At 68.2% G+C, this 26,280-nt stretch carries 27 protein-coding genes, 3 tRNA genes and 1 other annotated feature; of the genes, 22 read left to right on the forward strand and 8 right to left on the reverse strand.

Going from position 1 to position 26,280, the window contains the following annotated elements; all coding sequences use genetic code 11:
* The first annotated feature begins 73 nt into the window (after positions 1-73).
* Positions 74-1,564: a hypothetical protein gene (locus tag ACETK8_RS08355; RefSeq protein WP_374039044.1), complete on the forward strand. Its 1,491-nt coding sequence runs from the start codon at positions 74-76 to the stop codon at positions 1,562-1,564.
* Between the two features lie 123 nt (positions 1,565-1,687).
* Here the strand turns inward: ACETK8_RS08355 and ACETK8_RS08360 are convergent, their stop codons facing one another.
* Positions 1,688-2,365 carry a hypothetical protein gene (locus ACETK8_RS08360; protein ID WP_374039045.1) on the reverse strand — a complete coding sequence of 226 codons (678 nt, stop codon included), beginning with the start codon at positions 2,363-2,365 and terminating at the stop codon, positions 1,688-1,690.
* Positions 2,366-2,450: 85 nt separating this feature from the next.
* Between ACETK8_RS08360 and msrB the strand changes: the two genes are divergently transcribed.
* Both msrB and ACETK8_RS08370 read left to right on the forward strand, forming a co-directional pair.
* Complete coding sequence (gene msrB / locus ACETK8_RS08365; protein WP_374039046.1) at positions 2,451-2,942, forward strand: peptide-methionine (R)-S-oxide reductase MsrB; 492 nt, start codon at positions 2,451-2,453, stop codon at positions 2,940-2,942.
* A gap of 91 nt (positions 2,943-3,033) precedes the next feature.
* Positions 3,034-3,630 (forward strand): hypothetical protein, encoded by a 597-nt coding sequence (locus ACETK8_RS08370; protein ID WP_374039047.1) that lies wholly within the window; start codon positions 3,034-3,036, stop codon positions 3,628-3,630.
* Between the two features lie 69 nt (positions 3,631-3,699).
* Here ACETK8_RS08370 and ACETK8_RS08375 read toward each other — a convergent pair.
* Positions 3,700-3,774, reverse strand: a tRNA-Thr gene (locus ACETK8_RS08375).
* Between the two features lie 94 nt (positions 3,775-3,868).
* Here ACETK8_RS08375 and ACETK8_RS08380 point away from each other — a divergent pair.
* The 13 genes from ACETK8_RS08380 (at position 3,869) to ACETK8_RS08440 (ending at position 11,783) form a co-directional block, all read left to right on the forward strand.
* Positions 3,869-4,045 carry a hypothetical protein gene (locus tag ACETK8_RS08380; RefSeq protein WP_374039048.1) on the forward strand — a complete coding sequence of 59 codons (177 nt, stop codon included), beginning with the start codon at positions 3,869-3,871 and terminating at the stop codon, positions 4,043-4,045.
* Between the two features lie 273 nt (positions 4,046-4,318).
* Positions 4,319-5,623: a UDP-N-acetylglucosamine 1-carboxyvinyltransferase gene (gene murA / locus ACETK8_RS08385; protein ID WP_374039049.1), complete on the forward strand. Its 1,305-nt coding sequence runs from the start codon at positions 4,319-4,321 to the stop codon at positions 5,621-5,623.
* Positions 5,613-6,113, forward strand: a complete 501-nt coding sequence (locus ACETK8_RS08390) for a DUF2948 family protein (protein WP_374039050.1) — start codon at positions 5,613-5,615, stop codon at positions 6,111-6,113. The genes murA and ACETK8_RS08390 overlap by 11 nt, the downstream gene beginning before the upstream one ends.
* A complete protein-coding gene (locus tag ACETK8_RS08395) occupies positions 6,110-6,574 on the forward strand; it encodes a UPF0262 family protein (RefSeq protein WP_374039051.1) in 465 nt (154 codons plus the stop codon). Before ACETK8_RS08390 ends, ACETK8_RS08395 begins: the two co-directional genes overlap by 4 nt.
* A 105-nt stretch (positions 6,575-6,679) precedes the next feature.
* Positions 6,680-6,898: a translation initiation factor IF-1 gene (infA, locus tag ACETK8_RS08400; RefSeq protein WP_008261544.1), complete on the forward strand. Its 219-nt coding sequence runs from the start codon at positions 6,680-6,682 to the stop codon at positions 6,896-6,898.
* 85 nt (positions 6,899-6,983) lie between these two features.
* The gene (locus ACETK8_RS08405) at positions 6,984-7,571 is read left to right on the forward strand and encodes a Maf family protein (RefSeq protein WP_374039052.1); all 588 of its coding nucleotides are present in this window, start codon (positions 6,984-6,986) and stop codon (positions 7,569-7,571) included.
* Positions 7,568-8,593, forward strand: a complete 1,026-nt coding sequence (locus ACETK8_RS08410) for an RNA-binding protein (RefSeq protein ID WP_374039053.1) — start codon at positions 7,568-7,570, stop codon at positions 8,591-8,593. Before ACETK8_RS08405 ends, ACETK8_RS08410 begins: the two co-directional genes overlap by 4 nt.
* Positions 8,594-8,596: 3 nt before the next feature.
* Positions 8,597-8,776 carry a DNA gyrase inhibitor YacG gene (locus tag ACETK8_RS08415; protein ID WP_374039054.1) on the forward strand — a complete coding sequence of 60 codons (180 nt, stop codon included), beginning with the start codon at positions 8,597-8,599 and terminating at the stop codon, positions 8,774-8,776.
* A gap of 60 nt (positions 8,777-8,836) precedes the next feature.
* Positions 8,837-8,912 (forward strand) — tRNA-Phe (locus tag ACETK8_RS08420).
* A gap of 540 nt (positions 8,913-9,452) precedes the next feature.
* The gene (gene exbB, locus ACETK8_RS08425; protein WP_374039055.1) at positions 9,453-10,349 is read left to right on the forward strand and encodes a tonB-system energizer ExbB; all 897 of its coding nucleotides are present in this window, start codon (positions 9,453-9,455) and stop codon (positions 10,347-10,349) included.
* Positions 10,350-10,354: 5 nt separating this feature from the next.
* Positions 10,355-10,792 carry a biopolymer transporter ExbD gene (locus ACETK8_RS08430; protein ID WP_374039056.1) on the forward strand — a complete coding sequence of 146 codons (438 nt, stop codon included), beginning with the start codon at positions 10,355-10,357 and terminating at the stop codon, positions 10,790-10,792.
* A 10-nt stretch (positions 10,793-10,802) separates the two neighbouring features.
* The gene (locus ACETK8_RS08435) at positions 10,803-11,522 is read left to right on the forward strand and encodes a TonB family protein (protein ID WP_374039057.1); all 720 of its coding nucleotides are present in this window, start codon (positions 10,803-10,805) and stop codon (positions 11,520-11,522) included.
* Between the two features lie 184 nt (positions 11,523-11,706).
* A tRNA-His gene (locus ACETK8_RS08440) sits at positions 11,707-11,783 on the forward strand.
* Between the two features lie 104 nt (positions 11,784-11,887).
* Here ACETK8_RS08440 and ACETK8_RS08445 read toward each other — a convergent pair.
* On the reverse strand, positions 11,888-13,654 hold the full coding sequence (locus ACETK8_RS08445) for a patatin-like phospholipase family protein (protein ID WP_374039058.1): 1,767 nt from the start codon (positions 13,652-13,654) through the stop codon (positions 11,888-11,890).
* A 945-nt stretch (positions 13,655-14,599) separates the two neighbouring features.
* Entirely contained in the window at positions 14,600-16,147 is a 1,548-nt protein-coding gene (locus tag ACETK8_RS08450; protein WP_374039373.1) for a D-alanyl-D-alanine carboxypeptidase family protein, read from the reverse strand.
* A 340-nt stretch (positions 16,148-16,487) separates the two neighbouring features.
* Between ACETK8_RS08450 and ACETK8_RS08455 the strand changes: the two genes are divergently transcribed.
* Positions 16,488-16,958 carry a phasin family protein gene (locus ACETK8_RS08455; protein WP_374039059.1) on the forward strand — a complete coding sequence of 157 codons (471 nt, stop codon included), beginning with the start codon at positions 16,488-16,490 and terminating at the stop codon, positions 16,956-16,958.
* An 85-nt stretch (positions 16,959-17,043) separates the two neighbouring features.
* On the opposite strand, the gene ACETK8_RS08460 is transcribed toward ACETK8_RS08455, so the two are convergent.
* Together ACETK8_RS08460 and ACETK8_RS08465 are read right to left on the reverse strand one after the other, a co-directional pair.
* Positions 17,044-17,703 carry a hypothetical protein gene (locus ACETK8_RS08460; protein ID WP_374039060.1) on the reverse strand — a complete coding sequence of 220 codons (660 nt, stop codon included), beginning with the start codon at positions 17,701-17,703 and terminating at the stop codon, positions 17,044-17,046.
* Positions 17,704-17,787: 84 nt separating this feature from the next.
* Positions 17,788-19,077 (reverse strand): S8 family serine peptidase, encoded by a 1,290-nt coding sequence (locus tag ACETK8_RS08465; protein WP_374039061.1) that lies wholly within the window; start codon positions 19,075-19,077, stop codon positions 17,788-17,790.
* Positions 19,078-19,193: 116 nt separating this feature from the next.
* On the opposite strand from ACETK8_RS08465, the gene ACETK8_RS08470 reads away from it, so the two are divergent.
* Positions 19,194-19,673, forward strand: coding sequence for an RNA polymerase sigma factor (locus ACETK8_RS08470; RefSeq protein WP_374039062.1), 480 nt, complete (start codon positions 19,194-19,196; stop codon positions 19,671-19,673).
* Complete coding sequence (locus ACETK8_RS08475) at positions 19,670-20,395, forward strand: hypothetical protein (RefSeq protein ID WP_374039063.1); 726 nt, start codon at positions 19,670-19,672, stop codon at positions 20,393-20,395. The genes ACETK8_RS08470 and ACETK8_RS08475 overlap by 4 nt, the downstream gene beginning before the upstream one ends.
* Before the next feature lie 4 nt (positions 20,396-20,399).
* Here ACETK8_RS08475 and ACETK8_RS08480 read toward each other — a convergent pair whose 3' ends face one another.
* Positions 20,400-22,976, reverse strand: a complete 2,577-nt coding sequence (locus ACETK8_RS08480) for an HWE histidine kinase domain-containing protein (RefSeq protein WP_374039064.1) — start codon at positions 22,974-22,976, stop codon at positions 20,400-20,402.
* A complete protein-coding gene (locus tag ACETK8_RS08485; protein ID WP_374039065.1) occupies positions 22,973-23,515 on the reverse strand; it encodes a biliverdin-producing heme oxygenase in 543 nt (180 codons plus the stop codon). The genes ACETK8_RS08480 and ACETK8_RS08485 overlap by 4 nt, the downstream gene beginning before the upstream one ends.
* Before the next feature lie 327 nt (positions 23,516-23,842).
* Positions 23,843-23,900: a sequence feature (sul1 is cis-regulatory element that is thought to sense ions involved in sulfur or methionine metabolism; They are found in Alphaproteobacteria), on the forward strand.
* A gap of 40 nt (positions 23,901-23,940) precedes the next feature.
* Between ACETK8_RS08485 and ACETK8_RS08490 the strand changes: the two genes are divergently transcribed.
* From ACETK8_RS08490 to ACETK8_RS08500, 3 genes are read left to right on the forward strand one after another with little or no spacing between them, the layout of a single operon-like run.
* Positions 23,941-25,416, forward strand: a complete 1,476-nt coding sequence (locus ACETK8_RS08490; RefSeq protein ID WP_374039374.1) for a SulP family inorganic anion transporter — start codon at positions 23,941-23,943, stop codon at positions 25,414-25,416.
* 51 nt (positions 25,417-25,467) lie between these two features.
* The gene (locus ACETK8_RS08495) at positions 25,468-25,770 is read left to right on the forward strand and encodes a hypothetical protein (RefSeq protein WP_374039066.1); all 303 of its coding nucleotides are present in this window, start codon (positions 25,468-25,470) and stop codon (positions 25,768-25,770) included.
* Positions 25,751-26,260 (forward strand): hypothetical protein, encoded by a 510-nt coding sequence (locus ACETK8_RS08500; RefSeq protein WP_374039067.1) that lies wholly within the window; start codon positions 25,751-25,753, stop codon positions 26,258-26,260. Before ACETK8_RS08495 ends, ACETK8_RS08500 begins: the two co-directional genes overlap by 20 nt.
* Positions 26,261-26,280: the final 20 nt, after the last annotated feature.

Here is a 26,280-nt window from a genome sequence, read left to right on the forward strand (position 1 = left end):
TGCTTGGCAAGATCAGGGTTCATCGGCTTTAACTCGCCCCGAACCCATCGCTTCCCCGCCCCTGGAGCTCCTCATGACCCGCCTTCTGTCCGCCGTTTCGGCGGCCGCCTTCCTGCTTGTAGCGGGGACCGCCACCGCGCAGGACTTCCGCGGCCTGGCCCGCACCGACCTGCAGGCGGCGCATGACGCCCTGCGCGACAACCACCCCGCCGCCGCCGTTCCGGGCGCGGCCGGCGACACCTTCCGCAGCTGGCTGGACGCCGGTCTGGCGGACGCCCAGGGCCGCGCCGGTCAGGTCAACTCCGGCGACGCCCATGCCTATCTGATGCGTTACTACGCCGGCGGTTTCCGCGACTCGAACATCGCCATCACCCCGACATATGAAGGCCTCGGCCCGTATTTCGGCATCAGCTGGCCCGGCATCGCCACCGGCTGGCGCGATGGCCGCTACGTCGTGACCTATGTGAAGCCGGGCACGCGCAATGCGCCGCGCGTCGGCGAGATCGTGGTCAGCTGCAACCTGACGCCCATCGAAGAGTACGCCCGCGGCAAGCTCGACAAGTGGGAAGGCAATCTGGACACCGAGGCCGGCCGCGTCACCTCGGCCCCGTATCTGCTGTGGAACCGCAACAACCCGTTCGCCGCCGGCACGCCGTCGACCTGCGAGTTCAAGCGCGACGCCCGCGCCCGTCCGCGCGCCGTCGAACTGCGCCCCGTGCCGCTGGTCGCCGGTGATCTGGAAGCCGCCTATCGCGCCACCGTCTACATGCCGCCGGCGACCCCGCTGAACGTCGAGACGGTCAACGGCCGCCCGTGGGTCCACGTCCACTCCTTCGCCGACAGCGCCGGTTGGGACGCCTTCAACTCGCAGGTCGAAGCCCAGGCGGCGGCCCTGCGCGGCCCGCAAGGCTTCGTGCTGGACCTGCGCGCCGCCTCGGGCGCCTCGGCCTACACCTCGACGGCGCGCGGCTATGGCCTGGCCAACCGCATCTGGACGCCGGAGTTCACCGTCAGCCGCCAGCCGGCCGCCGGCGCCATCACCTATCGCGCCACCCAGGGCAACCGCACCTGGTACGCCGACACCCTGGGCCGGATGCAGGCCGACCCGCGCTTCGTTCAGGAAGCCGGTCCGGTGATCCAGCAGACGCAGGAGATCGTCGCCGCCTTCGACGCCGCGATCGCCGCCGGTCAGCAGACCTTCACCCTGCCGGGACGCGCCGCCGTCGCCGACACGGGCACGGCCAACCCGGTTCAGGGTCCGGTGATCGTTCTGGTCGACGCGGGTTGCTCGGGCGGTTGCCTGGATACGCTGGACCTGCTGTCCAAGCTGCCGAACGTCCGCATCGCCGGTTCGACCACGGCCACGGACACCATCTTCATCGAGCCGACCGTTCAGCGCCTGCCGTCGAACTATTCGGACCTGAGCTACGGCCACAAGGCCTGGACCAGCCGCGAACGCGCCAACAACGCGCCGTTCACCCCGGCCCAGGGCCTGGCCTATACGGGCAATCCGGCGGACGAGAACGCCGTCCGCGCCTGGGTGGGTACGCTGTTCGGCGGCTGAACATCCTCGATGCGCTAACGCCGACGACGCGGTCGTCGGCTGCTTGAGCACAGAGATCGGGCCGGGCGGGGGAGACCTCGTCCGGCCTTTTTCGTTTTGGGGCGACTGAAGCTTGCGGCCCGGTTAGCCGATAGCGCGCATGTTCGCCTGATGCAGTTCTGAGTCGCAGTTGGAGCTGCGGACAACGACGCTTACGCCTTCGGAGCTCTTCACGGACATCTCGATCTGGCGTCTCAGCAGTTCCGGCTGATCGGTGTCGAAACAGGCTATTCCGAAGCCGCTCTGGAAACTGGACGCTACGAGTGCGCCGTTTGTCACCAGCGCCCTTAGGTCAGCGATATGCAGTGCGAACTCGCGTTCGTCTGCTTCATCGCCATCAAGCGGCTGAGAGATGATTAGCACTGTGTTTTCGTCTCCGACGGCCGCCGAGCCGCCCACCGCCGAACACGCTAGAAATTGACGTTCGCCATCTTCCGCTGTGGTGACCTGCTCAACGCGAAGAAAAGCAGGTGAATCCGCCTCGCATGCAGGCGTCGATGCGGGTGCGAAGACGGTCCGGGTTTCATTCCTGTAGCAGGATCGGCCGCCGTTGGAGCGCGTGAACTCAAAGACATCGAGAGGTTCGACCAAGTTGCTTACGGTGTAAATGCACATCGTCTCGCCTGGGCCGAACCGCGCAGAGCCTCGCTCGTGGACTTGTGTGGCCGCGTTCTCTTGGACGACTGATGCACTGTTTCTCGTGCCTGGATCGCTGCAAGAGGCAATAGCGACGAACGTGACCAGCCAATAAACTCGGAACATTGGTATCTTATAGTCGACGCGGGGGCTTGAGGTCATCAGTTCGTAGCCCTTGGAACTTCGCCGTTCCCGCCCCACTTTCCTTCCCATGACCGACATCACCGAAGCCCGCCCGAACCTGTCCGCCGCCGGATATGATCTGACGCCGCCGTCCGAGAGCCAGCGCGTGGCGCTGGAGGCGGATCTGAACGCGGAGGAGAAGCGGGTCCTGCTCAGTCACGGCACCGAGGCGCCGTTCTGCGGCGTTCTGCTGGGCGAGAAGCGGGCGGGGGTGTTCTGCTGCCGGGAATGCGGCCTGCCGTTGTTCCGGGCCGGGACCAAGTTCGAGAGCGGCACGGGATGGCCCAGTTTCACCCAGCCGGTCTCGGAGGACCACGTCACGGCTATCGAGGATCGGTCCTACGGCATGGTGCGGGTGGAGACGACCTGTGCGCGCTGTGGGAGCCATCAGGGGCATGTCTTCCCCGACGGCCCGCCGCCGACGGGCCTGCGCTACTGCATCAACTCCGTGGCCCTGCAGTTCGTGGAGGAGGGCAGGCCTCTGCCGGATCCTCTGGGGCGCGGCGACGGGGTCGCGTGAGCTTTCCAGTGAAAGGATGGCGCGTGAAAAGAACGCATCACGGTCCGGCCTCAATCCGGGTTAGGATGATCGCCAATCCGGAGTATCGCCCATGCTGATCGCCCTCGCGCTCGCTTCTGTCCTCGTCTCGGATGATCCCGACGGCGTGGTGACGACGGCTCCGCGTGGGGCGGGCGCGGTTATCGTGGGGGCCGAGGCGCCGACGACGGAGGCCCGGCCGGACGCCAGCCAGGTCGTCACGACCACGCCGCACAATCTGACCACTCGCGAACAGATCGATCGCTGGGTCTCGGCCCGCACCGCTGATTCGGTTCCCTTCGCCGAGGATCGCGGGCCGCAGGACGATCGTCAGATGCACGGCTTCGTCAGCGGCTCCATCGGCACCAATGACTACAGCCAGGTCGCCGTGGGCGTCTCCCTGCCGATCGGCGAGACGGGGCGGCTGGACATGACCTACAGCCAGACCAAGAACGGCTGGCTGGGCTACGGCTATCCGGGCGACTATCGCTACGGCCTGGACGGCTATGGCTACGGCCACGGATACGCCGCGCGGCCGTTCATCACCGGCGATTCCTTCTATGGAGCGCCGAGCCGGAACAGCCGGTCGATGTCGCTGGGCTTCAGGTGGGATGAGAACGACCGGAGCCAGCGTGGGCCTCTGCGGGCGCGCGGCGTCGCCGAGGACTGACAGGGCGTCAGCCCGAGCCCGGATAAACAAAAGGCCCGGTCTTGCGACCGGGCCTTACTCGTTTCGGGATGGTGCCGCCGGGGGGAATCGAACCCACGACCTCAGCCTTACCAAGGATGCGCTCTACCACTGAGCTACGGCGGCCCGTTCCGAGGAAGCGGCCGTATAGCCAACCAAACCCCGGGGGGGAAGCCCGTTTTTCCTTGCTCCGAAACTTTTCCCGAGGCTGAGTGAAAAGATGACCGAACCGACCGATGTTCCGCCGTCCGAAACCCCCGAAACGACGGCGCCGCCGGTGCTGAACGAGGTTCAGGCCGCAAGGGTCGAGCGCACGGCGCGACTGGCCAAGGCGCTCCGCGACAATCTGAGGCGGCGCAAGGCCGGACCGGCGAAACGGGCGCGGCCGGAGAATTGATTCGAGACGCCGATCCTCTCCCTCCCCGACCGGGGAGGGTGGTCGGAGCGAAGCGGAGACCGGGTGGGGCGGCAAGGCGGGGCCGCATAAACATCGTCGCTTGGTCGCCTTGCCGTCCCCACCCCGTCGCTGCGCGACGACCCTCCCCCGGAGGGGGAGGGAGATTTCTTGCGACACTCAACTTGAACGGCGGCAGCCCTTTCGCGACACCCGTCGTCCGCGCTAGATAGCCGGTCCGCCGGGACAGTCGATCCTCGCGGCTTCAAGGACGACATGGACAGCATCACGGTTCACGGCAACGGCCCGCTTCACGGCTCGATCCCGGTCAGCGGCGCCAAGAACTCGGCCATCAAGCTGATGGCGGCCGCGATCCTGACGGATCAGAAGCTGCTGCTGACCAATATGCCGCGTCTGGCGGACACGAAATTCCTGGGCCGGCTGCTGCAGCAGTTCGGCATCGCGGTGGACGAGAGCGACGGCCACGACGGCCAGCAGACCCTGTTCGACGCCCGCGAGATCACATCGACCTTCGCTCCCTACGATCTGGTTCGCCAGATGCGGGCCTCGTTCAACGTGCTGGGGCCGCTCTTGGCCCGCACCGGGCACGCCAAGGTGTCCCTGCCGGGCGGCTGCACCATCGGGGCGCGGCCGGTCGATCTGCATATCGACGCCCTGACGCGTCTGGGCGCGGTGATCGAGCTGGAGGAGGGCTATGTCTCCGCCACGGCGCCCAAGGGGCTGATCGGGGCCGAGATCGAGTTTCCGTTCGTCTCCGTCGGCGCGACCGAGCACACCCTGATGGCCGCCACGCTCGCCAGGGGGACGACGGTGCTGAAACGCGCCGCCCGCGAGCCGGAGATCGGCGACCTGGCGCGCTGCCTGGTCATGATGGGCGCGAAGATCGAGGGGATCGACACCGACACCCTGGTCATCGAAGGCGTGTCGTCGCTGAACGGCGGGGAGTGGTCGGTCATTCCCGACCGGATCGAGATGGGCTCCTATGCCTGCGCCGCCGCCATGGCGGGCGGCGAGGTGCGCCTGACCAAGAGCCGGGCCGAGTTGATCACCGCTCTGAGCGACAAGATGATCGAGGCCGGCGTCGACATCATCCCGACCGAAGACGGGGTGATTGTGAAACGTGATCCGGCCCTGCGCCTGAAGGCCGTCAACGTGGCGACCGAGGTCTATCCGGGCTTCGCCACCGACCTGCAGGCCCAGTTCATGACCCTGATGACGACGGCCGAGGGGACCAGCGTCATCCATGAGAACATCTTCGAGAACCGCTTCATGCACGCGCCGGAGCTGGCGCGTCTGGGGGCCGAGATCTCGGTCCACGCGGGCGAGGCCCATGTCACGGGCGTCGAGAAGCTGAAGGGCGCGCCGGTCATGGCGACGGACCTTCGCGCCTCCGTCAGCCTGGTCATCGCGGGCCTGGTGGCCGAGGGCGAGACCAATATCGGCCGGGTCTATCATCTGGATCGCGGTTTCGAGCGTTTGGAAGAGAAGCTCGGCGCGTGCGGGGCCGATATCCGGCGGATCAAGGGTCCGCCCGTCGAAGGACCGGGTGATGACCACTGAAGCGCTGGAGCGCGAAGAGCAGGAAGCGATCCGCGCGGTGAGCGGCGGGGCCAACGAGCCCCTGCGCCTGCTGGCCGAGGACGGCGAGGATCTGGCCATCATCTCGGCCGCGCTTCAGGACGCCATTCTGCGCCCAGCCGACATTGTTTGGGAAAAGGCGGCGCGGCGGCTGACCATCCAGCTCAGCCGGTTCTGCTGGGAGTGCGGCGGGACGCGTGTGCGGGCCGCCATGCAGTTCGGCGACGTGATCTCGGTCAAGAGCCGGGGACTGCCGCGTCTGCCGGACACGCATCTGGAGCTTCTGGCCATCCACTTCTTCGAGGGTGAGGCGCCGGGCGGGAAGGCGATCCTGATGTTCGCGGGCGGCGGGGACCTGCGGGTCGATGTCGAATGCCTGGACGCGGTGGTGACCGACCTGTCGGAACGCTGGCCGGCCAAGGTCGCGCCGACCCATCTGGACGAGGATCACGCCAGGAAGGTGGGGGCGTGAGCGATCATCGGCTGGCCTCCGTCGAACTGGACGAGACGACCCTGCCGTCGGCCACGGCCGAGATCGAGCACGAGCGCCGCGTCGCCATCTTCGACCTGATCGAGAAGAATTCCTTCGAACCCGAAGGGTCCGACGGCGGACCCTACGGCCTGAAGCTGTCGCTGCAGGACAACCGGTTGGTCTTCGACATCACCGGCGTGGACTACGGCCGCACCTATGCGCTGAGCCTGACGCCGCTGAAGAGCGTGCTGAAGGACTATCTGCTGATCTGCGACAGCTATTACGAGGCGTTGCGCGGGTCGTCGGTGACCCAGATCGAGGCGGTCGATATGGGCCGGCGAGGTCTGCACAATGAAGGCGCCGAACAGCTGAAGGCGCGTCTGGAAGGCAAGGTCGCCATCGACCACGAGACGGCGCGGCGGCTGTTTACGCTGGTCTGCGCCCTCTATCGACGCGGCTGAACTCGACTTTCAGCGTCATCTGGTGCATTAGCGCCCACTTCTTACGGCTCGCGCTTTCGCCCGGCGCGAGCCTCGATTCGTATTCGCATGGGCGCGAGAGGCCGCATGGCTAAGGAAGAACTGCTCGAGTTTCCCGGTACGGTCAGCGAACTGCTGCCGAACGCCACGTTCCGCGTGACGCTCGAGAACGATCACGAGATCATCGCCCACACCGCCGGCAAGATGCGCAAGAACCGCATCCGCGTGCTGGCCGGGGACAAGGTCCTGGTCGAAATGACCCCCTACGACCTGACCAAGGGTCGCATCACCTATCGCTTCAAGTAAGGACGGGGCGTTGGCCCGTCCCTAGGCTTGATCTTCGATCAAGCCGTCGGATTCTTTAATGCAGCGCGATCTGGACCGAAAACCGGTGACCACTTTTCGGGATCGCGCTGAACTGGTGCTGGCTTCGGCCAGCCCGCGCCGCATCGAACTGCTGGCGCTGATCGGGATCACGCCCGATCGCATCGATCCCGCCGACATCGACGAGACCCCGCTGAAGGACGAGACGCCGCCGCGTCTCGCCGCGCGTCTGGCCATCACCAAGGCGAAGACGGTGGCCGAACGGTCGCCCGAGGCCGTGGTCCTGGCCGCCGACACCGTGGTCGCCGTGGGCAGGCGCTTTCTCGAGAAGCCCGCCGACGCGGCCGAGGCGGAGAAGTTCCTGCGTCTGCTGTCCGGCCGGAATCACCGCGTCTACACCGGCGTGGCCCTGGCGACGGGCGAAACGGTGCGTCATCGGGTCGTGGAGACCCGCGTCGCCTTCAAACGCCTGTCGGACGCCGAGATCGCCGACTACGTCGCCGGCGGCGACTGGAAGGGCAAGGCGGGCGGATACGGCATCCAGGGCCCGGCGGCGGCCTTCGTGCTCAAGATCGTCGGCAGCCATCCGACGGTGATGGGCCTGCCCCTGCCTGAGACCCTGAATCTTCTGACGGGCGCCGGCTGGCGCAAATGAGCCGGACCGAGGTCTTCCTGGACGACACGCCCGGAGAGGTCCGGGGCATTGTGTCGCGGGACGGCCGGTTCGAGCGCCTCATCATACAGCGGGAAGACGAGCCGCCGCAGAATCGGCTCGGCGCACGGGTGGTCGGCCGGGTGCTGGAGCCCGAGGGCGCGTTCAAGGCGGCCTTCGTGGACATCGGCGGCGACAAGGCCGGCTTTCTGCCGCTCGGCAAGGGCGAGGCGATCCGCACCGGAGACATCATCGAAGCCGAGGTCACGGCCGAACCCCGCGAGACCAAGGGGCCGGTTCTGAAGCGGATCGGGGCCGGGGAGGGGAAGCCTCGTTTGCTCGCTCCGGGCCCCGATGTGGCCGAGCGACTGCGAATCCTCGCGCCGGGCGTGGCGCCGATCACGGGCGTGGAGGCCATCCAGGCGAGCTGGGATGCCGAGGAAGAGGCCCTGGCCGCCAGCGACTTCTTCGCCGAATGGGCGCTGGACGTCGCGGTGCAGCGGACGCGGGCCCTGATCGCTGTCGACATCGACTATGTGCATCTCCAGGGACGCGACGCCCGCAAGGGCAGGGCGCGGGCCAATCAGGAGGGGCTGAAACAGGCCGCGCGGCTGATCCGGCTCTGCGGTTGGGGCGGGCTGGTGGCCGTGGACCTGGTCGGGACGGCGCTGGATCCTGTTCAGGTGACGGCCATGGCCAAGTCGGCCTTCGCCGGTGATGACGCCAACTTCGGGCCGGTGAGCCGGTTCGGGCTGCTACAGTTGGCCCTGACGTGGCGGACGACGCCGGTGGAAGAGATCTTGAACGCCGGCGGTCGCCGCGCTCCGACGACCCGCGCCATCGACCTCGTCCGGTATCTGAGGCACGCCATGCTGAGCGACACGACCATCGCCCGCTTCGTCGCCCGGTGCGCGCCGGAGGAGGCCGCGATCGCCGCGCCGCTCGTGGCGCGCCTGGGGCCGAGAGCGAATCTGGCGGCGGATCCGGCGGTTCAGCCGGGGCGTTTCACGATCGATGAGGGCTGAGCCATGACGACCGCCGAGGCAATCTGTCCCATCTGTCGCAAGAATCCCAAGGTCGAGGCCTACAAGCCCTTCTGTTCCAAGCGCTGTGCGGACGTGGATTTGCAGCGCTGGCTGGTGGGTTCCTATGTCCTTCCCGACACCGAGGAACCGCTTCCGGACAATGATCCTGAAAACGATGACTGAACCGGCTGGACACCCCGGATCGGCTCGCCTATAGACCCGCCTCTCGCGTTTTCGCGCGGCGCCTGGATAGCTCAGCTGGTAGAGCAATGGATTGAAAATCCATGTGTCGGTGGTTCGAACCCGCCTCCAGGCACCACTTCCTTTTTTCCAATGGAAATTGTCGCCCTCAGGGCTGTTCGGGCCAAGACCGCGTGCGGCGCTCGGCGCGTATCGCCGCCCGGAATCGGCCATGCCGAGGTGGCCGGATTCGCCGCGACGACCGACCATTCCCAAACGTAAGCCTGCGATGCCCTGTTCGCATGGAAGAGGACGAATAACCTAACGCTGAAATGCAGCAGTGGTAAGACATTGCACGTTTCGGACGCCGCGCTCGCTTAGGGGGCGAAAAGCACCTCGGAAGCCTTGACGCTCTGTTATCGGTTCGCCAAAGGAGCTTGACCGCTTTTCTTTGCGTGAGCGGCCGAAGCCTGTCTGACACCCGTGTCATCAGGCCTCGACCAACCCGCCGATGGGGCCTCAGGGCAACCCAGGGCGACAGAAGGCGTTTCGTCGAAAGACCCTCCGGTCGATCGACGGGACAAAAAACCGATTTTCATTAGGGGGGCGGAGCGCTCCTGACGCGCTTCGATCCTTGGGTTCCACGAGTCAGACCAAAACAAGCAGGAACTGGCGACACATGATTAAGACCAACACCCTTCTCGCCCTGGCCGGCGCCGCCGTCCTGATGGCGGGCTCGCCGGCTCTGGCTCAGGCCCCGGCAGCCCCTGACGCGGCCGCCGCTCCGGCCGCCGCCGCTCCGGCTCCGGCCGCTGCGACCCCGGCTCCGGCCGCCACCACTGAAGCCGATCCGGAATCGGTCGGCGACGCCGTCGGCGGTTCGGGCCACGGCGACATCACGCCGATCTCCATGTTCATGGAAGCCGGCATCGTCGTTAAGATCGTCATGATCGGCCTGCTGCTGGCCTCGATCTTCTCCTGGACCCTGCTGCTCATCAAACTGCTCGAGTTCGGCGGTCTGAACCGCAAGACCGACCAGTTCCTGGAAGCCTTCCGCGGCGCCCGCACCATCGCCGACATGCGCCGCGTGGCCACGTCGGACGAGTTCGACGGCAACCCGCTGGCTGACATGGCCGCCGCCGCCACCGACGAAATCGAACTGTCGCGCCAAGCCGGCCTGAACATCCACGGCGACCACGCCGACTCGGCCCTGCTGCGCGCTCAGCAAGCCGTCGCCGCCGTGCAAGCCGGTCTGGCTGCTCGCCTCTCGGGCGGTCAGCAGTTCCTCGCTTCGACCGGTTCGACCGGCCCGTTCGTGGGTCTGTTCGGCACCGTTTACGGCATCATGAACTCCTTCATCGGTATCGCCCAGTCGAACACGACCAACCTGGCCGTCGTTGCTCCGGGTATCGCTGAAGCCCTGCTCGCCACCGGTATCGGCCTGTTCGCCGCTATCCCGGCCGTTATCTTCTACAACTACTTCAACACCCGCATCTCGGCGTACGGCACCCGTTCGGACGGCTTCTCGGCTGAGCTGATCAACGCCATCTCGCGTCAACTCGACAAGGGAGCGTAAGACGCATGGCCGCCAAACTTTCAGGCGGCGGCGGCGGTAAGTACAACGTCGAGCAGAACAGCGACATCAACGTCACGCCTTTCGTTGATATCATGCTGGTTCTCCTCATCATCTTCATGGTGGCGGCTCCGCTCGCCACCGTGTCGATCGAGGTGAAACTGCCGACAGCCGTGGCCGAGCCCCAGGAGAACCCGCCCAAGCCGGTGTTCATCTCCATCCAGAGCGATGGCGACGTCTTCCTCGGCGACTTCCGCACCTCGGTCGGAAGCCTGGGCGACGATCTCCGTTCGCAGATCCGCACGCGTAACCCGGAAGAAGAGCGTATCTTCATCCGCGGCGACCAGCAGACCCGCTATGGCGACTTCATGCAGGTCATGAACGCCCTGCAGGACAACGGTTTCTACTCCGTCGCCCTGGTCGGCGAAGACAACTCGACGCAGTAGGGAGGTCGATATGACAGACACACCCGTCGAGTATCATCGCAGTCGCTATGACGCCCCTCGCAAGAAGGGCTTCATGGGGGTCTCGCCCGGCATCTGGCTGATCGCTCTCGGAACGGTCACCGTTCTGTTCGCGGTCATGATCTTCTACCTCCAGAAGACCAAGTTCGAGATCAAGCTCCAAGAGTATTCGGACGACGCGGTCGAGGTCGAGATCGTCGAACCGATCCCGCCGCCTCCGCCGCCTCCGCCGCCTCCGCCTCCGCCGGACACCCCGCCGCCGCCCAAGCTGCAGGTCCGTCCGCCGGTCATCAACACCCAGGCGCCTCCGCCGCCGATCACGCTTCCGATCGAGCCGACGAAGAAGGAAGACCGGGTCGAATATACGGGTCCGCCCGTCATCGTCCCCGGACCTCCGCCGCCTCCGGCGCCGCCGGCTCCGGCGCGTCCGCCGGTGATCACGAACCCGAGCTGGGCCTCGCAGCCCCGCCCGACCTATCCGGATCGCGCTCTCGAGCGTGGTCTGTCCGGCAGCGCCGATCTGAGCTGCACCGTCAACCCGAACGGCAGCGTGTCCGCATGCTCGGTCGTCTCGGAAACGCCCTCGGGCGCCGGCTTCGGTCGCGCCGCCCTCGCAGCCGCCCGTTCGGCTCGCCTGTCGCCCCGCTCGGTCGACGGCGTGGCCACCGGGGGTACGGTTCGCTTCACCGTCAGGTTCAACCTGCCAGACTAAGATGCGGCCCGGACACGGACCAAGGAATGCGCCCCGAGGGAAACCTCGGGGCGTTTTTCGTTGCGGCGCCCGGGCCTTTCGGGGCGCCGATGCTTTTCATTCGAGAGCGGCGGATTGGGCTTGATCGACCGCGGCTCAGCCGGTAGATACCCGCCTCTCGCAGCCCCTCGGGGCCTTGCAATGTGCAGCCTTAGCTCAGCTGGTTAGAGCGCCGGTTTGTGGAGCCGGAGGTCCTCAGTTCAAACCTGAGAGGCTGTACCATTCCTTCCACGCCTCCCTAGATCCACAGACCGCAGACACCGCGACGACCGTCGCGGCGGCGTCCCGTCGGCGGGTTCGAAGGCCGTGAGGCCGTCCGACGGCGATCAGGCGGCGTCGCCCTTGGGCTCTTCGATGTCGAGCGGGGAGGCCGTGGCGTCGGGGCGTTGCCGCAGGGTCTCGATGGGCCCGTCCAGTTCCGACAGAGCGGCCACGGCCGCGGCGTGGCCAGCGGCGACCACGGGCTCGTAGACCTTCCAGTCGCGGATGTCGGAGCCCTCGGGCTCCGGCAGGATCAACAGGTCCGCCTCGGCGCGGGAGGCCTCCATGTCGGCGTCCGTTGTGATGGTGGCCGAGCGCATCAGGACCGAGACGATCGGCGGCCCCTTCTTCCAGGCCCCGGAGACGATCCAGCGCCACCAGGACGGCGGATTGGACAGGGCGGTCGGATCCACGCCCCGCGTCTGGGACATGTCCACCCCGACGATGGGGCCGGAGTTCAGTTGACGCATCACGTCGGTGGGGAAGTTCTTGATGACTGCCCCATCCACCAGCACCTGGCCGTCGATGACGACCGGCGGCATCACGCCGGGAATGGAGATGGAGGCCCGCATGGCCCGACGCAGCAGGCCCCGGCGATGCACCTCGATCCGGCCGCTCGTCAGGTTCGACGAGCAGCAGAAGAAGGGCAGGGGCATGTCGGCGATGTCGATATCGCCATAGGCGTCCTGAAGCAGGCCCGCGACCTTGGCGGCGCGGGTCATGGCGACCAGGGGCACGGCGATGTCGGACAGGGGATCCGAACGCACGAAGGCGGTGCGGATCCGGGCGTCCAGTTCGTCGTCGGTCCAGCCCAGGGCCGGGCCGGCCGCGACCACGGCGCCCATGGAGGAACCGCCCAGGAAGTCGAACTTGACCCCCGCCTCATGCAGGGCGCGGACGGCCCCGATATGGGCGTAGGCGCGGGCCCCGCCGCCCGACAGGACCAGGCCGATGGCCGTGCCAGTGACGATGCGGGCGATGCGGGCGGCGTCGGCCTTGTCGCTCTCGATGGCGTGGAACCAGCGGCCGGGGTTGATGGCGTTCAGCCAGACGGCGGTGTTGACCGGCCGGGGCAGGCGCGGATCGCGCAACAGGATCAGGTCGGTGAACTGCTGCAGGCCGTGGGCGGTGCGTATGGGGATGTTGGACGGCGGGACGGTCAGGGCGTCCCCGACCAGGAAGAGGCGATCCACCTGGCGGGCGCAGAGATTGGCCCAGGACGGCTCGTCCAACTCGGCGACATAGAGGACGAAGTCGTGGGTGTCCTCCATGCGGGAGAACCACTCCGAGACCGAGGACAGGGCGGAATGGTCGATGACCTGGCAGGTCTTGCCTTGCGCCTCCACGGCGGCGGCGACGCGGTCCACGAAGGGGCGGATCGGGCGACCGCGCACGGAGATGAAGCCGAAGACGCTGGGTTCGGTGACGCCGGGCGACCGCTCGCGGGCCCGGTGCAGCATCAGGCGCGACAGCTCGATCATGACGTCGGGCTGGGTGCGGACGGCCTCGAAGAAGACCTCGCGCGGCAGGGCCAGGATCTCGGAATCGCGCAGGGCCACGACGCTGGCCGAATGGGGCGTGCCGGCGATCAGGGCCATCTCGCCGACGGGCTCGCCGGGCTTGATGACGCCCAGGAACTGAGGCGGCTGGTCGTCGTCCTGGCGGAAGACGCCGAGGCGACCGGATCGGACCAGATAGAGGCTGTCGGGCTCGTCCCCGGCCGAGAACAGGAGCTCGCCGCCGGTCAAGGCGAACCAGCTGGCCTTGGTGTTCCGGTCCTCGAAGACCCGCGCCAGAGCCGCTTCGAGATTGTCGTGGCGGGCGTGGCTCATGCGGGATGTGTCGCCGGGTCTGGGGCCGGTCGGACGCCGGTCGATGGAACTGGATTAACGGGAGCCGTGGGGGGCGGGCAAGGGGGAGGGGGATGCGACAGGTGAGGCAGGCTGTTCTCCCTCCCCCTCGGGGGAGGGGCGTCGCGCAGCGACGGGGTGGGGGCGGCAGGGCGACGTGGCGACGGGCGGTGGGGATTGGGGTCCGTGGGGCCTCGCTTGGCCGCTCCCACCCGGTCTCCACCTTCGGCTCCGACCACCCTCCCCCGAGGGGGAGGGAGAAGGCTGGCGTGTTTCATCGTCCTTCCGCTGCGAACGGGTATGGGGAAGTCGACGGAGCCTGGGCGGTCGCCCGGAACCGATTTGGCCCCCTGCTTTCGCGTTACGGGGACCGATGAAATGTTTTTCGGCTCGCGCCGAGGCTCCGTCCCCGACCGGGTGCGCGAGCGTCGCCCTGGAGGCGGGTTTGCGGAAGCACGGGAGGGGCCCGCATCCCCGCCTTGGCGGAGACCGACCAGATGTCCCGAGTCCTTTGGCCCCTGAGGCGATAGGCCCGCCGGGCTCCGGGGTTTCAATCCCCCCGGACAATCCCGCAACGATCGGTCCCGCCGCACGTCCGGGGCCTGGGCCCAGGACGCCTTCCCCAACGACGGGATGGGAAGAAGTGTACGCGCGTTTTGAAGGGCGCCAGTTCGGAGGGGTCTTAAAAGTTCGGGGCGTTGGAATCGTTGGGAGATTCGGACGATCCTTTGCCAATTTCGCGTCTTCCCTTCTCCCCTTGCGGGAGAAGGTGGCAGCCGAAGGCTGACGGATGAGGGGTACGAGGACGCAGCGAGACGCATCCGGTGCTAACTCGGCTGGAGTGAGTTTCACCCCTCACCCGACGGCGCAAGGACGATCGCTTCGCTCTCGTGCGCCGTCTCCCTCTCCCGCAAGGGGAGAGGGTATTTAGCCGCCCGGGCGGACGACCATGCAGGTGACGCGGCGTTCGTCCAGGGCTTCGCAGGCGGCGCGGGCGGCGGCTTCGGTCATGCCGGTGAAGCGCGAACGATGCCAGCCGGAGACGGTGACGACGTTGCGCTCGGCGCTGGCGAAGCTGGATCGGAAGCGGCGGTTGACCTCGGTCAGCCAGTCGCGGGCCACGGCCTGGTCGCGGAAGGCGCCGACCTGGACCGACCAGCGGCCGGCGGGCGGCGTGGCGGCGCGGGCCGGGGGCGTGGCCGGGCGCGGCGGATTGGCGACGGCGCCGCGATTGAGGCTGGAGGTCGTGCCGGCGGGCGGGGCGACGCCGCCGTTCAGGTCGGCGGTCAGGTTGCCGGTGCGGGGCGGGGCAGCCTCGGCGCGGCGGACCGGGGGCTGGGCGGGCGCGGCGGCGGGACGCATCGGGGCGGCGGGACCGTAGCCGACCGGGGTGGGCGGGGAGGCCGAGGCCATGGTGGTGGTCGTGGCGTTCGTCGGGGCGGGCAGGGCGGTCCAGGCCACGGTGGAGGAGCCTTCGCCCTCTTCGCGTTCGGTCGTGGGGGCGCCGTTCAGGGCCGCGTAGGCGACCGGGCCGCCGGTGTCGGGGCCGCCGATGCCGAAGCCGCGCGCCTCGAAGAAGGACTGGGCCAACTGGATGCGTTCGCCGGCGGCGCGACGGTTCTCGACCTCGAAGCCGGTGTCCATCAGGGCGGCGACGTGGGCGTTGCGGGTGGCGCTGGACCGGCCGCCCAGAACGATGGTGATGACGCGCTTGCCGTTGCGGACGGCCGAGGCGGCCAGGTTGTAGCCCGAGGCGTTGGTGAAGCCGGTCTTGATGCCGTCATAGCCGTTGCCGCCGAGCAGCAGGCCGTTGGTGTTGCGGTAGTCGCGACCCTGATAGTTCCAGTCGTGCAGGCCGAAGTAGCTGTAATACTGAGGATAATCGCGCATGATGGCGCGCGACAGGATGGCCAGGTCGCGGGCCGAGGTCAGCTGGCGGCTGTCGGGCAAGCCGTTCGGGTTGACGTAGCGGGTCTGGGTCATGCCCAACTCCTCGGCCTTGAGCGTCGCCATGGAGGCGAAGCGGGCCTGGGAGCCGCCGATGTGTTCGGCGAGCGCCATGGCCATGTCGTTCGCCGAGCGGACGGTCGTGGCGCGCATGGCGTCGTCCAGACGAATCGTCTGACCGGCGGCGAGGCCCAGCTTGGACGGCGGCTGGGAGGCAGCCAGGGGCGAGATGGTCAGGACGTCGTTCAGATCGGCCCTGCCCTTCTCCAGCGCCTCGAACACCAGATAGAGGGTCATCATCTTGGTGACGGAGGCCGGATAGCGGCGGCTGTCGGCGTGCCGGGCGAACAGGACCTCGCCCGTGCCGGCGTCCACGACGATGGCGGCGTAGCGGCTGTTCTCGCCCGACTGGGCCTGGACGCGGGTGAGGCCGAGACCGGTCAGTCCGACCAGGACGGTGAGGGCGCAAAGGCCGGCGACGACCCGTTTGAACAGGGAGCGTTTGGGGCTGGATTCGTTCCGCATCATCGACAAGCCAAGCCTCTCAATCCCGTGACGCGACGACGGCCCCCCCGGCGCGACGCAGTTGGACTCTAGCATGGGGTCCGCTGGTTTCGCTCTGGTTAAGCAGACATCAACGCGGATTTGAACGGGCGGAAACCGACAGGGGAAATCGGCCGTCCCGTGGCCGTGAGCGCGTTCCATGGAGTGTGATCAACGATCACATGTTGCATTGCACAAAAGGCCTTGACCCTTGTTCGCACTTGCACCATATGAGCCTCGTCGAACCGGGATTCACCCGGTGAGAGAAACGATTCAGCGGCCCGCCAACGCAGCGACCGCGATCATCTGGTTCAGGAGACTTCCAATGGCTGACAGCGCCGAAACCGTGAAGAAGACCATCGAACAGGCCACCGCGACCGCCAAGGTCCAGGCCGAGAAGTTCCAGGCCACCGGCACGCAGGCCCTGCGCGACGGCATGGAAAAGACCACCGCCTCGCTGGCCGAACTGTCGGCCCAGTCGAAGCAGAACCTGGAAGCCCTGACCGCTTCGGCCACCGCCGCCCAGAAGGGCGCCGAGGCCCTGTCGGCCCAGGCCCTGTCGTACTCGAAGTCGTCGTGGGAATCGGGCGTCGCCGCCGCCCAGACGATCTCGCAAGCCCGTTCGATCCAGGAGCTGATCGAGCTGCAGACCAACTTCGCCAAGTCGGCGATGGAAACCTATCTGTCGGAAGTGACCAAGATGACCGAGACCTTCACCGGTTCGGTCAAGGACAGCTTCAAGCCGATCAACGAGCGCGTCACCGCCTCGGTGGAGAAGTTCCAGGCCGCCCGTTAAGGCGATCTGCTCTAGCTTAGTCGCGTAACGAAAAGGCCCCCCGGAGCGATCCGGGGGGCCTTCTTGTCTGGGCGCCGGCGTCCGATCAGTTCGGACGGGCCGAGCCCGAGGCGTTGGCGCCGACCGAAACCGACGCCCCGCTGCGGTCGGCATTGGCCGAGCCATTCACGGCTGCATCGCCCGAGGCGCGTGGCTGGCGCGGAGCCGGGGCGGGTTGACCGTCGGCAACGGGCTCAGCCGAGGCTTGGCCGGAAGAGGCGTCGCCCGAACCCGAACCGGAGGCCGAACCGCTCAGGACGCCGTTCGACAGGGAACCGGCGCCGTTCAGGGCGCCGGTCGCGACGTCGCGGCCACCGGCGACAGCCGAACCGGCGCGATCGCGGGCGCTGCCGACCGCCGAGGTCGCCGTGGCGCGGGTCGTGCCGACGGCGGTTCCGGCGGTGTTGCGAGCGCGGTCGGCGGCGGCCGTGGCGCGGGCCTGGGCGGCCTGGGCGCGGCGTTCGGCCCGGGTCAGGACTTCGCCCGTCGTGCCGCGCAGACGCGAGCCGTCGATATTGCCCGTCAGGCCGCCGGTGAGGGAGCTGGAGCCGCCGAGCGAACCGCCCAGACCGTTGCCGAGGCCGCCACCCAACTGGCCGCCCAATCCTCCACCGAGGCCGCCGCCTCCGCCGAGGATCTGGGCTTGTGCGCCTCCGGCCAGGGCCAGGGCGAAGGCGGCGGTCGCGAGGGTCAGGGTCTTGTTCATGAGGGTCTCTCCTGTGGGGTGGGCTTGATGCCCGCACAGGGTCCAACGACCCGCTCCTTCGGATTCATCCCGAGGTGGCGACTTTTATCGGGAGAGGCGGCCTCGGGCGCCCATCTGGCGGGGCGCGACGCGGGATTGGGCGCCGACCAAACCTGCTCCGTAGACGGGATCGCGGCCGGGGGCGCCGAGGTCCGTGGCCGATCGCGTCAGGGCGGCGACGCCTTGGCGAGACAGGAGGCCGGCGACGATGGGGGCTGCGAAGGAGGCGCCGCGCACCGAGGTCCAGCCGCCGGAAGCACCGGCGGCGGCCATGTCCGCGCCGGGGGCGGCGAAGTCGACCTGACCGCCTCGGGCGGCCTCGGGCAGGACCTGGTCGCGGGCGCTGACGGCGGTGACGCCGATGACGCCGTCGTAGGCGGCGGGGAACAGGGGCGGGGCGGCGGGGCCGTCGTTGCCGACGGCGGCGACCAGGGTGACGCCGCGCGCCTGGGCCCCGGCGACGGCGCGCTCGACCAGACGGTTGCGGGGGCCGACGAGGCTGATGTTGACGACGGCGACGCGCTGGGCCGCCATCCAATCGAGAGCCTGGGCGACGGCGGTGGAGGCGCCGCCGGCCGGATCGCCGCCGTAGATGTCGGCCACCAGAATGTCCGCGCCCGGCGCGCCGCCCGAGAAGCCGCCGCTGCGCCCCACCATCAGGGAGGCGACAGCCGTGCCGTGGGCGCCGACGCGGGCCGTACCGGCGAAGCCGCGCTGGCTGACGCCCGAGGCGGCGAAGGCGGGATGGGTCACGTCGATACCGGTGTCGATCAGGCCGAGGCGGGCGTTCGTCGCCTGAAGCGTCGAGACGGCGGGCGACGGGGCGAGGGCGGCGCCCATCTCTCCGGCCGGGGCGTAGACGTGGTTGAAGGCGATGTCGGCGTCGGGGGCCAGTTCCTGAAGCCGCTCGACGGCGCGGGGCAGGAGCATGCGGCGAGGCGGGGCCAGGACCGTGGTGGTCAGGCCGAGCGCCTCCAGCGGTTCCTCGCGGACGACGGTGTAGCCGGCGGCCAGGGCGCGCTCGCGGGCCTCGGCCGTCAGATCGACGACGAGGATCTCGGCGGTGACGACGGGCCAGCCCTGGGGGTCGGCCTCCAGCGCGCCGCGCGAGCGACGGATCAGGCCGTCAAGGCGGGACGGGGCCTGAAGGGCGCGGTCCACGACGCGGCCGGTCAGATCGCGCACCCCCTCCAGCGGGAGACGGTCGGTCAGGGGCGAGGTCGGCAGGGTGGGCACGACGCCTGGCAGGCCGCCCAACTGGGCGAAGGCGGGCGTGGCGATGGCCAGCGCCGCCAGGGCCGCGCATCCCGCCATCCGTTTCGCCAGGGTCTTCATGGGTCTTGTCACCGGCCGCCTTCGTTTCGTCTTATGCCATGGATGAAACGCGCGAAGCCGGTCGTTTCATCCGACATGGACGAGGTACGGGGTTGGATCAGTTTCAGACGGGGCTTGTGGAGTTGCTTCCTCGCCTGCGCCGCTTTGCTCGTGTTCTCCGGACCCGCGATGCGGATGCGCAGGATCTGGTCCAGCAGACGGTCGAACGGGCGCTGGCGTCGCGGTCGAAATTCAAGGCGGGGACCCGGCTCGACAGCTGGGCCTTCACCATCATGAGACGGCTGGCCATCGACGAGGGCCGCTCGATCCTGCGCTGGGGCAAGGTGGTCCGGGCGGAGGACGAGACGACCGTGCTTATCGCCGACGCCGGTCAGGCGGACGAGGCGCTGAAGGTTGACGCCATGGCGGTGCGGGAGGCGATCCACGCCCTGCCGGACGATCAGAGGCAGGCGGTCGCCCTGGTGCTGATCGAGGGGTTTTCCTACGCCGAGGCGGCGGAGGTGCTGGGCGTGCCGGCGGGGACGCTGACGAGCCGGCTGGTGCGGGGCAGGCAGAGCCTGATCCAGACGCTGGCGGAAAAGGGAGTGACGGGATGACCCGGCTGGACGACGAAATCCTGATGCGACGCGTCGACGGCGAACTGGCGCCGGACGAGGTCGCGCGCGTGGATGCGGCGGCTGAGGCCGATCCGGCGGTGGCGGCGCGACTGGAGGCCTTGCGCGGGACGCGGGCCGTGGCGCGGGCGGCGTTTCCGATGACGGCCGATGCGAGGGACGCCGATTTGGCGCGGATGATCCGGTCGGCGCCGGCCAAGGCGTCGCCTCTGGCGGGGCTGGGGGCGATGCTGGCCGAGGCCTTCGCGCCGCGCCGGGCGGCGATCTGGGGCGGACTGGCGACGGCGGCCTTCGTCGGCGGGCTGGCGCTGGGGCCGCTGATCGGCGGGCGTCACGGAGGTCTGAGGATCGAGAATGGCGGGATGCTGGCCGATGCGGGTCTGGTGCGGGTGCTGGATACGGGGCTAGCGGCGGACGGGGCGGATGCAGACGGGCGTGCCGTGGGTCTGACCTTCAGGGATCAGGACGGCGCCTGGTGCCGGACCTTCAGCGCGGGCGAGGCCGGGGTGGCGGGGCTGGCCTGTCGTGAGGGCGGGCGCTGGGCCATGCGGGTGATGGCGCCGCTGGACGGGGCGACGGGCGAGATCCGGACGGCGTCGAGCGAGACGCCCGCGGCGGTGCTGAACGCCGTGGACGCCGTCATCGCGGGCGAGACCGTGGATGCGGCCGCAGAGGCGGCGGCGCGGGACGGCGGCTGGCGCTAGGACGTCAGACCGGACCCAGCAGGCTGTCCATGGCGCGGGCGACGTTCTCGATCGTGTAGGGCTTCTGCACCACCAGGCGGCCGCGATGCTCCTGCGGCAGGTTGGCCTGTTCGCCGTAGCCGGTGGCGAAGAGGAAGGGGATGCGGAGCTCGGCCAGTCGGTCGGCGATCGGATAGGAGTTGCGGTCGCCGAGGTTGATGTCGAGCAGGGCCACGGTCGGGCGGCCGGCGTCGATATGCTCCAGCGCGCCGTGGACGGTGGCGGCCGTGGTGACGGTCTTGGCGCCCAGGCGGTGGGCGATGTCCTCGGCGTCGAGCGCGATGATCAGGCTGTCCTCGACCAGCAGGATGTCGTGGTCCTTCAGCACCGCGTCCGGCATGGCCTGGGGGTGGCCGACGGCAGGGCGGGGGAATTTCACTGCCTTGGCAGCCGGCACCTCTCGTGGTTCGGCCAGGTGGTGAGCCGGGATGCGGAAGGTGGCGTGGACGCCCTTGGGGTCGTAGTCGATCCTGGCCGAGCCGCCGAGGTCGTAGGGGACCGAGCGGTCGATGATGGTGGTGCCGAACCCCTTGCGAGTCGGGGGTGTGACCGTAGGGCCGCCCGTCTCGCGCCACTCGAGGATCAGGTCGCCGGCCGGATTGCGGCTCCAGCCCAAGGTGACGTGGCCGCCCTCGGCCGAGAGGGCGCCGTATTTGTTGGAGTTGGTGACCAGTTCGTGGACCACCAGCGCCAGGGTCGAATAGGCGTTGGGGTTGAGAAAGACGGCTTCCCCTTGCGTGACGATCCGGTCCTGATCGTCGACGAAGGCGGCGGCCTCGGCGTCGATCAGGGCCTGCATGGGGGCTGGGCCCCAGTGGTCGTCGGTGATCTGGTTATGAGCGCGGGCCAGGGCGTGGATGCGGCCGTCCACGACCTTGACGAAGTCCTCGACGTCCGAGCCCTCGGGCTTGGACTGGCGGATCAGGCCGCGGATGAGGCCGAGGATGTTGCGGACGCGGTGATTGAGCTCGGCGATCAGCAGTTCCTGACGGGCGCTGGCCTGCTGGCGTTCGGCCGAGGCCTCGTCGGCGAGGCGCAGGACGACCTCGATCAGGGTGGCGCGCAGGGTTTCGGCGACGCGGGTTTCGGAGGCGGTAAAGGGCTGGGAGTGGCCTTCGACCAGTTGCTTCCACTCGGCGAAGCTTTCGCGGGGCGTGAGGCGCGGACCGTTGGGACCGTGCTCGACCGGCTTGTGCGGATCGCCGGCCCAGCGGACGGAGTGGATCAGCTCCTTCCTGAACAGGACGACGTAGTCGCGGGGGCTGCGCGAGATGGGGATGGCCAGGAGGCCCGAGGCGTCGGAGGCGAAGCTTTCGGCGTCGGGGATCAGGGAGCCGATATGGTCGGTGGCGAAGACCTTGCCGGCGGCGGTGCCGTTCAGGGCGCGGGTGATGCGGCGAAAGTCGTCGGCCGGCGGGCAGGAGCCGGAGAAGGCGAAGGCGCCGCCCAGCCAGACGCCGACGCCGTCCGCCGGAATGGCGTGGGTCAGGATGTCGGCCAGCCAGTCGGGATCCTTCAGCAGGCTTTCGTCCGAGGCGACGGCGCCCAGAAGCTGGTCGGAGATGTCGCGGGCGCGGCGTTCGTATTCGACCGTCTGCTGACGCTCGCGGCTTTCCAGACGCATGGAGAACATCTGGGCGAAGAGTTCGGAGACCGAGCGGCGCTCGAAGGTCGGGCAGCGGGCCGAATAGTGGTGGCAGGCGAACAGGCCCCAGAGCTTGCCCTCCACGATGATCGAGATCGAGAGGGAGGCGCCGACGCCCATATTCTTCAGATATTCGATGTGGATCGGCGAGACGGAGCGGAGGACCGACAGGGACAGGTCCAGGGGCGTGCCCTGCTGGTCGCGCTGGGACACGACGGGCACGGGCGTGGCGTTCACGTCGGTAATGACCCGCAGCATGTTGCGGCGATAGAGCTCGCGCGCCTGGGCCGGGATGTCTGAGGCGGGATAGCGCAAGCCCATGAACTGGCCGATGCCGGCCTTCACGGCTTCCGCCACGACCTCGCCCGAGCCGTCGGCGGCGAAGCGGTAGACCATGACCCGGTCGAAGCCGATCAGGGCGCGGACCTGGCGCGCGCCCTCGCGGAAGAAGGCGGGGAAGTCGGCGGTCTGGTCCAGCCGGGTGATCATGGAGCGGACCATGCCGGTGGCGTCGCCGTGCTCTCCGGACGCCGGCTCGGCCTCAATGACAACCTGACCGCCCGAGAAGTGGATGGCGACGTCGAACAACTGGTCCGAGCCGAGGAGGGGGCAGTCGAACAGGCGCTCCACCGCATCGGGGCCGCGCAGGATGGCGGAGCGGTTGCGCAGGTCGTGGACGGCCTTGGGCGAGAAGACCCGGTCCAGCGGCAGGCCGAACAGGTCGGCGGGCTCGCGGCCGATGAACTGGCCGGTGTTGGCCGAGGCGCGGGCCACGATCCAGTCGGCCGTGAGGGCGATCAGGAAGCCGATCGGCTGGATGGCGCCGAGGATGTGGATGGGCTCGCGATCGCAGTTGGTCAGATCGACGGCGGTCCAGTCCTCGGCAGCGTCAGTCACGTAGGGTCGTCTCCAGTGTGGTTCGACGCGGACGAGGCGAAAGCGTCGAACACGGCGGCGGCCGCCTTGGCGGCTTGGTCGATATCGGCCTGAGAGCTTAGCCGTTGGTCCAGAACTGTCACGAATGCGCGCCAGGCCGCCGGGTTCCCGGGCGTCAGAAAGGTTTTAGGCAGGCTGTCCGGCACCGTGCGAACCAGCATGGCGCCGCCCAGACGGGACCCTTCCAGCACATAAAGCGCGCCCAGTATGTCGGCTTGCGAACTTAACGGCGGAGCTTGGACCGCATCGGGTTCCGGCAGGCCCATGGCGGCGAGGTCGGAGCGCAGGGCGTCGGAGCGTTTGCGGGCAGGCCAGTCCTCGATGATTTCGCCCACGCCGGCGGCTTCCAGCGCGTCCTCCATGGGGAAGAAGGCCCCGGCCTGGGCGCTGAGGAAGGCGCCGTAGTCCGTGGGGTCGGCGAGGTCGAACCGGGAGAATCGGGCATCGAGACGCTCGTGGGCCTCGGAGGTGGCGGCGCGAAGGGCGAAGCGGGCGCTCATGGTCGGTACTCCAGGCGATACGGACGGCGAAGGGGAGGGCTTGCGGTCAAGTTAGGGACGGCGGACGGGGGAGGCCAGTCATCGGACTGTGAAATTGCGTCGCAACAGCGATCCTCCATGCTTCTCACCGTGCACCCCAGCGAAGGCTGGGGTCCAGATGGCGAAGGGGGTGTTTCGAGTAGAAAATTCAGTGCGCCATCCAGGCCGTCCGCATCCGTGATCTGGACCCCAGCCTTCGCTGGGGTGAACGGATGTGGGGCGGGATGCACGGCGTTGAGCGACAGCGGCTTGTTTTTCGACGTTCGTGAAGGCATCAGGCGGCTTCACATCGGACTCGGCCCGCGCGGTCGAGTGGCTATCCCGTCCGCCTATCCGTCGGGAAACCGGGCGCAGCGTCGCCCAGCTGAATGTCACCCCTCATGTCTATCCTAGCGTCGGCGCGCCAGCAGTGGCTCGCCAGTCCGCGCCGCGACCTGCTGGCCGGAACCGTCGTGGCCCTGGCCCTGATCCCCGAAGCCATCGCCTTTTCCCTGATCGCCGGGGTCGATCCGGCGGTGGGACTCTACGCCAGCGTCGTGATCGCGGTGACCATCGCCTTCGTCGGCGGGCGACCGGCGATGATCTCTGCGGCGACGGGGGCCATGGCGCTGCTGATGGGCGGGCTCGTGAGGGATTACGGGCTGGAATATCTGTTCGCGGCGTCCCTGCTGTGTGGGGTGATCCAGATCGGCGTCGGTCTGCTGAGACTGGGGCGATACATCAAGTTCGTGAGCCGAAGCGTGATGACCGGCTTCGTCAACTCGCTGGCCATCCTGATCTTCCTGGCCCAGATGCCCGAGCTGATCGGGCAGGGCTGGATGACCTATGGGTTGGTCGCGGCGGCCCTGGTCATCATCTACGGCGTGCCCCGGATCACCAAGGCCGTGCCGTCGCCGCTGGTGGCCATCGTCGTCATCAGCGCGGTCGTGATCCTGATGAAGCTGGACGTCCGGACCGTGGGGGACATGGGGCAGATGCCTTCGACCTTGCCGATGTTCCATCTGCCGGCCGTGCCCCTGACCTGGGAGACGCTGGCGATCATCGCGCCGGTGTCGCTGACCCTGGCCTTCGTGGGGCTGCTGGAAAGCCTGCTGACGGCAAACCTGATCGACGACGTGACGGATACGGCCTCGGACAAGGATCGCGAGACGCGGGGGCAAGGGATCGCCAACATCCTGTCGCCCCTGTTCGGCGGGATGGCGGGCTGCGCCATGATCGGCCAGTCGATGATCAATGTGTCGTCCGGCGCACGGGGGCGGCTGTCGACCCTGTGGGCCGGGCTGTTCCTGCTGATCCTGATGCTGACGCTCAGGGACTGGGTGGCGCAGATCCCGATGGCGGCCCTGGTGGCCGTGATGATCATGGTGTCGGTGGGGACGTTCGACTGGGGCTCGGTGCTGAAGCTGAGGTCCACGCCGATCCAGTCGTCCATCGTCATGGTCGCCACGACGGTGACGGTGGTGGCGACGCACGACCTGTCCAAGGGCGTGGTGCTGGGCGTCATCCTGTCGGCCATCTTCTTCATGCGGAAGGTCGGCAAGACCATCGTGGTGACGGAGGTCGAGACGCCGGAAGAGGGTGTGCTGCGCTACAGCGTGTCGGGCCAGCTGTTCTTCGCCTCGGCCGATGTCTTTGCCGCCAGCTTCGAGCACCACGGTCAGCCGAAGCGGGTCGAGATCGACATGACCGGGGCGCATCTGTGGGACCTGACCGGGGTCGCGGCCCTGGACAAGGTGGTGTTCCGCTATCGGAAACAGGGGGCGGAGGTGGTCGTCACCGGGATGAACGAGGCCGGGCGCACGCTGGTCGAGCGGGTCGGGCGGCATGACAAGGATGGGGCTGAAGCGGTGGGGGCGCATTGATCGAGCGCCGCCCATCTGACGCCCGCCGTCGCGACATGCTATCTTGATCGCATGATAGGTCAGTCCGAGATCAACGGGATCGCCGCGCGCGCCGCCGCGAAGTATCTGAGCGCCAGCGTTCTGGATGGCGTCAGCAGCCGTGATACATATGACTCCGAGGGACGCGCCGCTATCCGGATCACGATCCGTTTGAAGCCGAAGACCGCCGAGAAGATCGATGGCGACGCCGTTCTGGATACCTTGGTGCAGATCAAGTCCGGCCTCGCGCAGGCAGGTGAAGAGCGCCCTTCCATTGTCGAATACGAGGAGTTGGGCGAGGCGATAGAGCCGGACGATGCCGACGCCCAATCCTGAACATCTGCTGGAGCAGGCGGAGCGTTTGGTCCAGCCCCCGGCCGCTGGACCACCTCGTCAGGCTGACGTGAGGAGAGCGATTTCAGCAGCCTACTATGCTGTGTTTCACGCCCTGCTGACGGCCGCCGCAGACGAGTATATCGGCAAGACCAAGCGCGGGACGACCGAGTATGCGCTCGCCTATCGCAGCATCAATCATGGTTGGGTGAAAACGCTCTGCCAAGCCGTCGCGTCCGGCTCGCTCTCCGGCAAGCTGGGCTCGCTGGCGCCGCGAGGCGGCTATGGAACAAATCTCCCCGCCACGGCGACCGCAGTGCTGGAACTCCAGGAGCGGCGACATGAGGCGGACTACGATCCGCTGCTTCGCGTCAAAACCGCCGATGCCGTGCTGGCCGTCCGAACTGCGCGCAGCGCCATACGCAGGCTTAACAAAGCGCCTTCCTCGAAGAAGAAGCGTTTTCTGGCCTTGCTCCTCTTCCAGCCTCGATAGGCCGCTCACGACACCCGTGA

The sequence above is a fragment of the Brevundimonas staleyi genome, from assembly GCF_041893865.1.
GTDB lineage: Bacteria > Pseudomonadota > Alphaproteobacteria > Caulobacterales > Caulobacteraceae > Brevundimonas > Brevundimonas staleyi.